Raw genomic sequence first — 9,851 nt, 5'->3', positions numbered from 1 at the left:
GGCCCGGCTCGCGTCCGAGTGGCCGCCGCGTCCGCGACGAAGTCGCCAGCGGCGGCCACTCGGACGCGAGCCATAAGGGGGCCGCGAACACGCCGCGCCGAAGGCGCGGCCAAACTAAAACGGGTCCGCCGCCGCCCGGCGCAGGACTTCGCGGGCCAAAGGGCCGTGCAGGGCGTCGATCGGCTTGCCGGGGAGGCTCTCGTCTTCGGTGAAGATCCATTCCAGGATCTCCTCGTCGGTGTACTTCGCGTCGCGCATCACGGTGATCAGGCCGGGCAGCGGCTTCACGACCGCGCCGGTGTCGTCGAAGAAGCGCTCCGGGATGCCCGCGACGCCGTCTCTGCGGACGGCGATCAGCTGGTGGTCGCGCAGCATCTGGTGGACCCGGGTCACCACCAGCCCGAGCCGGTCGGCCACCTCCGGCAGCGGCACCAAGGTCACCGACTGCGGAACGACGTCGTCACTGCAGGGAAATGCACTCACGCGGATAACGGTAGACGGTGCCGCGCCGCACGTCGTGAGACACCCGGGGTGGTGGGAGTCGATACCATCGTGGGGGCCGCACGGAGCGGCTGATCGCTTGTCGGAGGTATCGCGAGTGGTGAGAATTTTGTGAAAGCCGGAGGACTTCTCTTGATCGGCCAGATGCTGGAAGGGCGCTATCGGATCGATGCGCCGATCGCCCGCGGCGGAATGTCGATGGTCTTCCGCGGGGTCGACACCCGCCTGGACCGGCCGGTCGCCATCAAGGTGATGGATCCGAAGTTCGCCGGCGATCCGCAGTTCCTGTCCAGGTTCGAGTTCGAGGCGCGCGCGGTCGCCAAGCTGAAGCATCCGTCGCTGGTCGCGGTGTACGACCAGGGCGTCGACGGCGACCACCCGTTTCTGATCATGGAGCTGGTCGAGGGCGGCACGCTGCGCGAGCTGCTGCGCGAACGCGGCCCGATGCCGCCGCACGCGGTGCGCGCGGTGGCCGAGCCGGTGCTGGCGGCGATCGGCGTCGCGCACTCGGCGGGTCTGGTGCATCGCGACATCAAGCCGGAGAATGTGCTGATCTCCGACGCGGGCGAGGTCAAGATCGCCGATTTCGGTCTGGTGCGCGCGGTGGCCGCGGCGAACACCACGTCGGCGAGCGTGATCCTCGGCACCGCCGCTTACCTGTCGCCGGAGCAGGTCACCAGCGGCTCCGCCGACTCGCGCAGCGACGTCTATTCCTTCGGCGTGCTGATCTTCGAATTGCTCACCGGTCAGGTTCCGTTCACCGGTGACACTTCGATCTCGGTGGCCTATCAGCGCATCGAGAAGGACGTGCCGAGCCCGAGCGGATTCATCTCCGGGGTGCCGCCGGAGTTCGACGAACTGGTCGCCAAGGCCACCGCACGCGAGCCCGCGCACCGGTTCGCGGACGCGAACGAAATGGCGGCCGCGCTGCGGGAGATCGGCGTCGCGCTGCGACTGCCCCCCTACCGGGTGCCCGCGCCGCAGGAGTCCGCCGAACATCTCAGCGCCAGCTACCGAGCCGTCCCGCCGGATCCCGCCGACCGGGCCGGGTTCGCCGGGGCGGCGGCCCACGAGCCGCACACAGCGCAGCCTGTGCAGCACACCAGAGTGGTCACCGCCCAGCGACCTCGGCTCGACTACCCGCCGGACGACTACGCCCGTCCGCAACCGGTGCGCCAAGCCCATCCCGCGCCGCCGCCGTATCCGCCCTATGCCGACGGGCTCAATCGGTCTCGGCGCACGGTGTGGCTGTGGGTGGCTATCGTCGCGATCCTCACATTGCTGGTCGGGATCGGCGGCTGGTGGCTGGGTGTCGGCCGTTACACGGCCGTGCCGCCGATCGCGGGGCTGGACACCGACAAGGCGGTCGCCACTCTCCAGAACGCGGGGTTCGAGACCGAGATCCGGCAGAAGGCGTCGGACACGATCCCGGTGGGCGGCGTGGTCGGCAGCGATCCGTCGGCCGGGTCGAAGATCACCAAGGGTTCCACGGTCTCCGTCCTGGTCTCCAACGGCAAGCCCAGGGTGCCGGACGTCAAACCGGGTGACCAGACCTCGAAGGTCAACCAGTTGATCAAGGACAACGGGCTGCAACCGGTCGACGCCGGAGAAGAGTCCAATACCGCGCCGAAGGGAACAGTCGCCCGGGTGGAGCCGAGGCCGGGCACGGTGTTGCCGCTCGGCGCGCAGGTGAAGGTGTACCGCAGCAAGGGGTCTCAGCCGGTGAAGATCCCCGACGTGCGCGGCAAATCGACCGTCGAGGCCACCAAGATCCTCACCGACGCCGGGATCGCGATTCGCGAGACCACGACTCAGTTCGACCGCGCCATCGAAGCGGACAAGGCCATCGGCACCCAGCCGGGGGCGGGCGCCACCATCCAGTCCGGCGACGGAGTGGTCCTCCTGATCTCCAACGCTTTGCAGATGCCCGATGTGCGCGGGTGGACCGTGGCGAACGCTCGCGCCAAGCTGGAAAGCCTCGGCCTGCAGGTCGAGGTGAAACAGCTGGCACGGGCCGACAGCTCACTCGTGGTCTCGCAAACCCCCGCCATCGGGGTCAACCTGGAGGCCGGCGACACGGTCACCATCGTGGCGCTGCCCTAGCCCGTGCGGCCGTCCGGGCTTCGGCGCTCAGCGCAGCATCTCGGCGACGAGGAACGCCAGCTCCAGCGACTGCTGCGTGTTCAGCCGCGGGTCGCAGGCGGTCTCGTAGCGGCCGGACAGATCCAGGTCGGAGATGTCCTGCGCGCCGCCGAGGCACTCGGTGACGTCCTCGCCGGTGAGTTCGATGTGCATGCCGCCGGGGTGCGTGCCCAGCGCGTGGTGCACCTCGAAGAAGCCCTGCACCTCGTCGACGATGCGGTCGAAGTGGCGGGTCTTGAAGCCGGTGGACGCCTCGTGCGTGTTGCCGTGCATCGGGTCGCACTGCCAGATCACCTGGTGGCCGGTGGCCTGCACCTTCTCGATGATGGGCGGCAGCACCTCGCGCACCTTGCTGTGGCCCATGCGGGACACGATGGTCAACCGGCCGGGCTCGTTGTTCGGATCCAGCCGCTCCACGTACTCCACGGCCTGCTCGGGCGTGGTGGACGGGCCGATCTTCAGGCCGATCGGGTTGGCGACCAGTTCGGCGAACGCGATGTGGGCGCCGTCGAGCTGGCGGGTGCGCTCGCCGATCCAGAGGAAGTGCGCGGACAGGTCGTAGAGCACCGGCTCGCCGATCGCGTTCTCGCTCAGCCGCAGCATGGCGCGTTCGTAGTCCAGCACCAGCGCCTCGTGGCTGGCGTAGATCCTGGCCGATTTCAGGCTCGGGTCGTTGACCCGGCACGCGGTCATGAAGGCCAGGCCGCGGTCGATCTCCTCGGCCAGCGCCTCGTAGCGCGCGCCCGCGGGCGATTTCGCCACGAAGTCGCGGTTCCAGTCGTGCACCTTGTGCAGGTCGGCCATGCCCGCGCCGGTGAGCGCGCGCACGAGGTTCATCGCGGCGCTCGCGTTGGCGTAGGCCCGGACCAGGCGCGACGGATCGTGCTCGCGCAGCGCCGCGTCGGCGGCCAGCGCGTTCACCATGTCGCCGCGGTAGGACTTCAGCCCGAGCGAGTCGACATCCGAGGAGCGCGGTTTGGCGTACTGACCGGCGATCCGCGCCACCTTCACCACCGGCATACTCGCGCCGTAGGTGAGCACGACCGCCATCTGCAGGAGAGTGCGGATGTTGCCGCGAATGTGCGGCTCGGTGTTGTCGGCGAAGGTCTCCGCGCAGTCGCCGCCTTGCATGAGGAACGCCTCACCACGGGCGACCTCGGCCAGCTGCTCGCGCAGCTCCTCCACTTCGGCGGGCACGCAGATCGGCGGCACGCTCTCCAGTACGGTGCGCATTTTGGCCGCCTGCTCCGGATCCCAGGACGGCTGCTGCAGCGCGGGGCGCGCCAGCGCGTCGTCCAGCCGCCTGCGCAGTTCTGCGGGCAGCGGCGGCAGTTCCGGCAGGCGATCGATGGGTACGTCGACGGTCCAGTTCACGTCTTCAGAATACGGACCGAACACCCTGCTGGAACACCCGGTAGCAGTGGTGGAGTAGCGCACCAAGGTGGCGGAAATCTCCACCACATGGGCCCTTGCGCACGCGGCGCCGGCCGTCACCATAGGGTTGCCAGGAACCCGCACCTGCCGCAACGGCACCGGAAGCCGAGGAGAGACCGATCTCGCTGCGATATTTCTACGACTGCGAATTCATCGAGGACGGTGTGACCATCGATCTGATCTCCATCGGCGTCGTCTGCGAGGACGGCAGGGAGTACTACGCGGTGTCCACCGAATTCGATGCCCGGCGTGCGGGTCCGTGGGTCCGCAAATTCGTACTCCCGCAATTGCCGTCGCCGTCCTCGCCGCTGTGGCGCAGCCGCGACCGGATCCGCGACGAGCTGTACGCGTTCCTGGTGCCCCGTCCGACGGTGCAGCCGGAGCTATGGGCCTGGGTTTCGGCCTACGACCATGTCGCCCTGTGCCAGCTGTGGGGCTCCATGGTCGATCTGCCCAACACGCTGCCGCGCTACACCAACGAGTTGCGCCAGCACTGGGAGGCGCACGGCCGTCCCGAACTGCCGCCGATCCCGCCGGACGCGCACGACGCGTTGGCCGACGCCCGGCACAACCTCGCCAAGTTCGAGGCCATCGAGGCCGCTCGCCGCGCGGCGCCGCGCCTGTGACGCTCGTGTCGTGACGCACGACGGCCCCGAGTCGATTCGACTCGGGGCCGTCGCGTGACGGGGTGTGTCAGTGGCCGTGCTTGCCGTTGGCCGCTTCCTGAGCCCGCTGCAGCACTTTCAGCTGCCGGTGCTCTTCCTCGTGCTCGATCTCGAAGTGCCGATCGCTCTCCTCCTGCGGGTCGGGCCGCAGGAAGCTGCCGGTGCCGGGCTTGCCGGCCGAGCCGAGCTGGTTCATCTTCTTCGGCACCGGTGCGCCCTGGTACTCCAGCGGAATCGGGTGGCCGTGGTCGTCGACCGGGCCCAGCGGCTGGTGCACCTCGATGTACTCGCCGTGCGGCAGGCGCTTGATCACGCCGGTCTCGATGCCGTGCTCGAGCACCGCGCGGTCGCTGCGCTGCAAGCCGAGGCAGAACCGGTAGGCGATGTAGTACGCCGCGGGCGGCGCGACGAGCAGGCCGATGCGGCCGATCCACGTGGTGGCGTTCAGCGAGATGTCGAACTTCAGCGCGATGATGTCGTTGACGCACGACAGCGTGAGCACCACGTAGAACGCGATGGCCATCGAACCGATCGCGGTCCGGACCGGGACGTCGCGGGGGCGCTGCAGCAGGTTGTGGTGCGCGCTGGTGTCACCGGTGAGCCGCTTCTCGATCCACGGGTAGGCGATCAGCACCGCGAACACCAGACCCATGATCAGCGCGACCCAGAACACCGCGGGCACCGTGTAGTTGCCGATGTACAGCTCCCACGGCGGCATCAGGCGCGCCAGGCCGTCGGTCCACATCATGTAGAAGTCCGGCTGCGAACCCGCCGACACCTGCGACGGGTTGTACGGACCCAGGTTCCAGATCGGGTTGATCTGGAACACGCCGCCCATGATGCCCACGATGCCCAGGGTGAAGGCGAAGAACGCGCCCTGGTCGGCGGCGAACACCGGCACGATCCGCGCGCCCACCACGTTGTTCTCGGTGCGGCCCGGTCCGGGGAACTGGGTGTGCTTCTGGTACCACACCAGCGCCACGTGCGCCGCGATCAGCGCCAGGATGATGCCGGGGAACAGCAGCACGTGCGCGATGTAGAGGCGCGGGATGATGATGTCGCCGGGGAAGTCACCGCCGAAGATCAGCCAGTGCATCCACGTGCCGACGATCGGGATGCTCATCGTGATACCGCCGAACGCGGCCCGCAGGCCGGTGCCGGAGAGCAGGTCGTCGGGCAGCGAGTAGCCGAAGAAGCCCTCGAACATCGCCAGGATCAGCAGCAGAGAGCCGATCACCCAGTTCGCTTCACGCGGCTTGCGGAACGCGCCGGTGAAGAAGATCCGGAACAGGTGGATGATGATCGACGCGGCGAACAGCAGGGCCGCCCAGTGGTGCACCTGCCGCACGAACAGACCACCGCGCACCTCGAACGTGATGTTCAGGGCGGTCTCGTACGCACGCGACATGGTCACGCCGCGCAACGGCTGATACGCGCCGTCGTAGACGACGTGGCTCATCGACGGGTCGAAGAACAGGGTCAGGTAGACGCCCGACAGCAGCAGGATGATGAAGCTGTAGAGCGCGATCTCGCCCAGCAGGAACGACCAGTGGGTCGGGAAGACCTTGTTGATCGACCGCTTCATGAACGCGGCGGCGCGGTACCGCTCGTCCGCCTCGTTGGCTTGGGCTGCGGCTGAAGGACTCATGAACGGCGCTCCCAGTAGGCCGGGCCGAGCGGCTCGATGAAGTCGCCGTTGGCGACCAGGAAGCCCTCAGCGTTGACGGTGATCGGCAGCTGCGGCAGCGCGCGAGCGGCGGGACCGAAGACCGGCTTGCCCCACTCGGTCGCGGAGAACTGCGACTGGTGGCAGGGGCACAGGATCCGGTTGGTCTGCTGCTCGAACAGCGAGGTGGGGCAGCCGAGGTGGGTGCAGATCTTCGAGTAGGCGAAGTAGTCGCCGAAGTTGAAGCTCTCCTGGCCCTTGCGCTTGATCGCCTTCTGCGCGTCTTCGGTACGCAGGCGGATCAGCATGACCGCGTTACGGATGCCGCGCAGGGAATCCAGCGTCGCGTGCTCGTCGCCGCGCCACTTCTCCTTCCACGGGAACACCGTCTCCATGGCGCCCGCGTCCAGATCCTCCGGACGCACCAGCACCACGTCGTCCGGGCGACCGGTGTCGCGGCGGATGTAGATGGTCTCGCCCGGGTAGTCCGGGGTCCAGCCGGAGACCCACAGCGGCGACTTGTCGCCCTTGGCCCACGGGTTCTTGATCATGCCGCCGACGAACACCAGCAGCGCGCCGATGCCGAGCACGCCGACGCCGGCGCCCGCGGTGCGGGTGATCATCTTGCGGCGGCCGAGGGTGGAGGTGTCCAGCGCGTCCTGCAGCTCGGCCACCAGGGTGCGGCGCTCGACCTCGGGCGACGGACCGTCGTGCCGCTGCTGGATGGACAGCTCGGCGGGGATGAACAGCTTGCGGATCAGCACCACCGCGACGCCGATGACCAGCACCGAGATGCCGAAGGTCAGGCCGACCAGCGGGGTGAACAGCGAGTAGAGCCCGTGGCCCTCCTCGTCCTTGCCCTTGAACTCCCACGGCCAGAACAGGAACACTCCGACCAGCGCGGCGGCCGCGATGCCGGACACCGCGAACCAGAAGGTCACCGCGCGCTCGGCCCGCTTCTCGGCCCGGGTGCCCGGGATCGGGAAGCGTTCGCGGCGGTAGGCGACGTCGACGCCGTCGCGCTCGGTACCGAGCTTGACCAGTTCGTCGCGCGACATCTTGTCGAGGTCGGCCTCGGTCGGCTCCGCCGCGGGGGCGTTCACCGGCTGCTCCTTCGACTGGTGCGCGTCGTGGCCTTCTTCCGGCCGACCCATCTCGTCTCGCTCCTTCTCGCTCATGACCTGTGTCCTTTCGGCGTGACCGGGGTCGCCGTGGTCACGCGAGCTACCGTCGCCGGGCGCTGACCGGTCATGACCGAGATCCGATCCACATCGCGGCGCCGACCACGAGCGTGATGCCGACCACCCAGATGGCCAGCGCTTCCGTCGCGGGACCGAAGCCACCGAGATCCCAGCCGCCCGGGCTGTGCTCCTCGCTGGCGTTCTTGACGTAGGCGACGATGTCGCGCTTTTCCTCCGGGCTCAGCTGGCGGTCGGAGAACTTCGGCATGTTCTGCGGGCCGGTGAGCATCGCCGCGTAGATCTGCTGCTCGCTGGCGGGTGCCAGCGGCGGCGCGAACTTACCGGAGGACAGCGCGCCGCCGCGTCCGGTGAAGTTGTGGCAGGACGCGCAGTTCATCCGGAACAGTTCCGACCCGCGGGCGATGTCGTCGCCGCGCAGCGACTCCTGGGCGATCTGGCCGTCGGCGTCGCGGATCACGGTGGGACCGCCGCCGCTGGCCGCCACGAACGCGCTCAGCGCGTCGGTCTGGTGGGCGTCGAACTTCGGCGGCTTGCGCTGCGCCTGCGCCTCGTTGCGGGCCATCGGCATGCGGCCGGAGGACACCTGGAAGTAGACGGCGGCCTCGCCGACGCCGATCAGGCTGGGACCGCGGTCGACCACACCCTGCAGGTTCGCGCCGTGGCAGGTGATGCAGGACGTGTCGTAGAGCTGCTGGCCCTCGCGGATCAGCGCGGACTGGTCCTGGTGCGCGGTCGCGCGCTGCGGGTCCGGCGTCAGGGCCGATGCCAGGAAGCCTGCTCCGACGAGGCCCACCAGCAGCGCAAGCCCGCCCGCGATGCGGCGGCGAACGCGGCGCTGCCTGCGCGTCTTGCTGGCCTGGCCGTTCCCGGGGCTGGCGGGCTCTGGCGCTGACGGGGGAGATGAACTCATCTGTAGTCCCTTTGAAGTAGACGGAACCGACTTCTGCGAAAGATCTGGGGTCTAGCCGCGCCCGCTGGGCGGCGCGGCGTCCACGATCAGCGGACGAAGTAGATCGTGGCGAACAACCCGATCCACACGATGTCGACGAAGTGCCAGTAGTAGGAGACGACGATCGCCGCGGTGGCCTGGGCCGGGGTGAACTTGCTGACCTTGGTGCGCACCAGGAGGAACACGAACGCGATCAGACCGCCGATCACGTGCAGACCGTGGAAACCGGTGGTGATGTAGAACACCGAGCCGTAGGCGCTGCTGGAGATCGACGTTCCCTCGTGCACCAGGTTCAGGTACTCGTAGCCCTGGCCGAGGACGAAGAACGTACCCATCGCCAAGGTGACCACGTACCAGCGGCGCAGGCCGAACACGTCGCCCTTCTCCGCGGCGAACACGCCCATCTGGCAGGTGAACGACGACGCGACCAGCACGGCCGTCACCGGCACGGCGAGCTTCAGGTTCAGTTCGGTCGGCTCCGGCGGCCAGTGACCGTTCGCCTGCGCGCGCGCGACGAAGTACATCGCGAACAGGCCTGCGAAGAACATCAGCTCGCTCGACAGCCAGATGATGGTACCGACGCTGACCATGTTGGGCCGGTTCAGCGAATGCACACGCTGGGTAATGGCCGATCCTGGGGTCCCTACTGCGGTCGTCACGGGGGTAAGTATGACTCGTCGTAGTACGACAGCAGTACCCGGGTACGAAACTCGTTCCTCCGTGTCCGAAAACGCAGGAAGGGACGGGCTCTCGACCAGGCGGGGGCGGGGAAGGACGGACGTGCGCGAGCCTGGAACGGGGCGCGCACGCGGAGCAGAGCCCGGCCAGCATGACAGGCGAGGGTAAGGAGAACCTGAGATGGAGGCTCATGTGGCACCGCGACTGTGGCAGCGGCTGTTCCGGCGCGACCGGCACCCGGCGCTGGACCCCGATCGAGCGGACCTGGTCGTGGTCGCGGCCGGGTTCGACGACGCGGAGGCCTGCTCGGCCGTGCTGGCGCGCGCGACCGGACTGACGCCGGACGCTCCGGTGGTGCTGCGCCACCACCTGCGCATCCCGCCCCGGCACGTCGAAACCGTCTGCGCGATCGCCGCGCAGGACGGGTACTCCCCCGCGCCCCAGGTCGGCGGCCCCGGCACCGACGCGCTCGAAACGGTGATCCTCCAGCGAGTACAACTCCTGGACGCACTGCACTGCGCCCAGGAGCGCTCCCGCATGGCCGGCCTCGCCCAGCGCCACGACGGCACCGCCGACGGCTGGGACGCCCTGCAACCGCCGCCGCACCCCTGAAC

Annotated in this window: 9 protein-coding genes; 3 read left to right on the top strand and 6 right to left on the bottom strand. The window is 68.7% G+C overall.

From position 1 onward, the window contains the following. Positions 1-114: 114 nt before the first annotated feature. Positions 115-483 carry an Rv2175c family DNA-binding protein gene (locus tag HOV91_RS37225; RefSeq protein WP_174189900.1) on the bottom strand — a complete coding sequence of 123 codons (369 nt, stop codon included), beginning with the start codon at positions 481-483 and terminating at the stop codon, positions 115-117. Positions 484-633: 150 nt separating this feature from the next. Here HOV91_RS37225 and pknB point away from each other — a divergent pair, with 150 nt between their 5' ends. Next, entirely contained in the window at positions 634-2,604 is a 1,971-nt protein-coding gene (pknB, locus tag HOV91_RS37220) for a Stk1 family PASTA domain-containing Ser/Thr kinase (protein ID WP_217441550.1), read from the top strand. Between the two features lie 27 nt (positions 2,605-2,631). On the opposite strand, the gene HOV91_RS37215 is transcribed toward pknB, so the two are convergent. Then, the gene (locus HOV91_RS37215; protein ID WP_174189899.1) at positions 2,632-4,017 is read right to left on the bottom strand and encodes a class II 3-deoxy-7-phosphoheptulonate synthase; all 1,386 of its coding nucleotides are present in this window, start codon (positions 4,015-4,017) and stop codon (positions 2,632-2,634) included. A gap of 185 nt (positions 4,018-4,202) precedes the next feature. On the opposite strand from HOV91_RS37215, the gene HOV91_RS37210 reads away from it, so the two are divergent. Next, positions 4,203-4,703 carry a polyadenylate-specific 3'-exoribonuclease AS gene (locus tag HOV91_RS37210; protein WP_174189902.1) on the top strand — a complete coding sequence of 167 codons (501 nt, stop codon included), beginning with the start codon at positions 4,203-4,205 and terminating at the stop codon, positions 4,701-4,703. 67 nt (positions 4,704-4,770) lie between these two features. Here HOV91_RS37210 and qcrB read toward each other — a convergent pair whose 3' ends face one another. From qcrB to ctaE, 4 genes are all read right to left on the bottom strand, one after another. Continuing rightward, complete coding sequence (gene qcrB, locus HOV91_RS37205) at positions 4,771-6,390, bottom strand: cytochrome bc1 complex cytochrome b subunit (protein ID WP_174189898.1); 1,620 nt, start codon at positions 6,388-6,390, stop codon at positions 4,771-4,773. Next, complete coding sequence (gene qcrA / locus HOV91_RS37200) at positions 6,387-7,562, bottom strand: cytochrome bc1 complex Rieske iron-sulfur subunit (protein WP_438822725.1); 1,176 nt, start codon at positions 7,560-7,562, stop codon at positions 6,387-6,389. Before qcrA ends, qcrB begins: the two co-directional genes overlap by 4 nt. 94 nt (positions 7,563-7,656) lie before the next feature. Continuing rightward, on the bottom strand, positions 7,657-8,520 hold the full coding sequence (qcrC, locus tag HOV91_RS37195) for a cytochrome bc1 complex diheme cytochrome c subunit (RefSeq protein WP_174189897.1): 864 nt from the start codon (positions 8,518-8,520) through the stop codon (positions 7,657-7,659). An 86-nt stretch (positions 8,521-8,606) separates the two neighbouring features. Beyond that, positions 8,607-9,218 carry an aa3-type cytochrome oxidase subunit III gene (gene ctaE / locus HOV91_RS37190; protein WP_174189896.1) on the bottom strand — a complete coding sequence of 204 codons (612 nt, stop codon included), beginning with the start codon at positions 9,216-9,218 and terminating at the stop codon, positions 8,607-8,609. 199 nt (positions 9,219-9,417) lie between these two features. Here ctaE and HOV91_RS37185 point away from each other — a divergent pair, with 199 nt between their 5' ends. Beyond that, positions 9,418-9,849, top strand: coding sequence for a hypothetical protein (locus tag HOV91_RS37185; protein WP_174189895.1), 432 nt, complete (start codon positions 9,418-9,420; stop codon positions 9,847-9,849). Positions 9,850-9,851 lie beyond the last annotated feature (2 nt).

The sequence above is a fragment of the Nocardia barduliensis genome (genome assembly GCF_013315795.1).
Lineage (GTDB): Bacteria > Actinomycetota > Actinomycetes > Mycobacteriales > Mycobacteriaceae > Nocardia > Nocardia barduliensis.
This window is presented reverse-complemented; position numbering and strand designations above follow the sequence as displayed.

Coding starts and splice junctions, on each gene's coding strand:
- qcrB (WP_174189898.1), bottom strand. CDS start 6,390: ATGAGTCCTTCAGCCGCAGCCCAAGCCAACGAGGCGGACGAGCGGTAC.
- qcrA (WP_438822725.1), bottom strand. CDS start 7,562: ATGGGTCGGCCGGAAGAAGGCCACGACGCGCACCAGTCGAAGGAGCAG.
- qcrC (WP_174189897.1), bottom strand. CDS start 8,520: ATGAGTTCATCTCCCCCGTCAGCGCCAGAGCCCGCCAGCCCCGGGAAC.
- HOV91_RS37185 (WP_174189895.1), top strand. CDS start 9,418: ATGGAGGCTCATGTGGCACCGCGACTGTGGCAGCGGCTGTTCCGGCGC.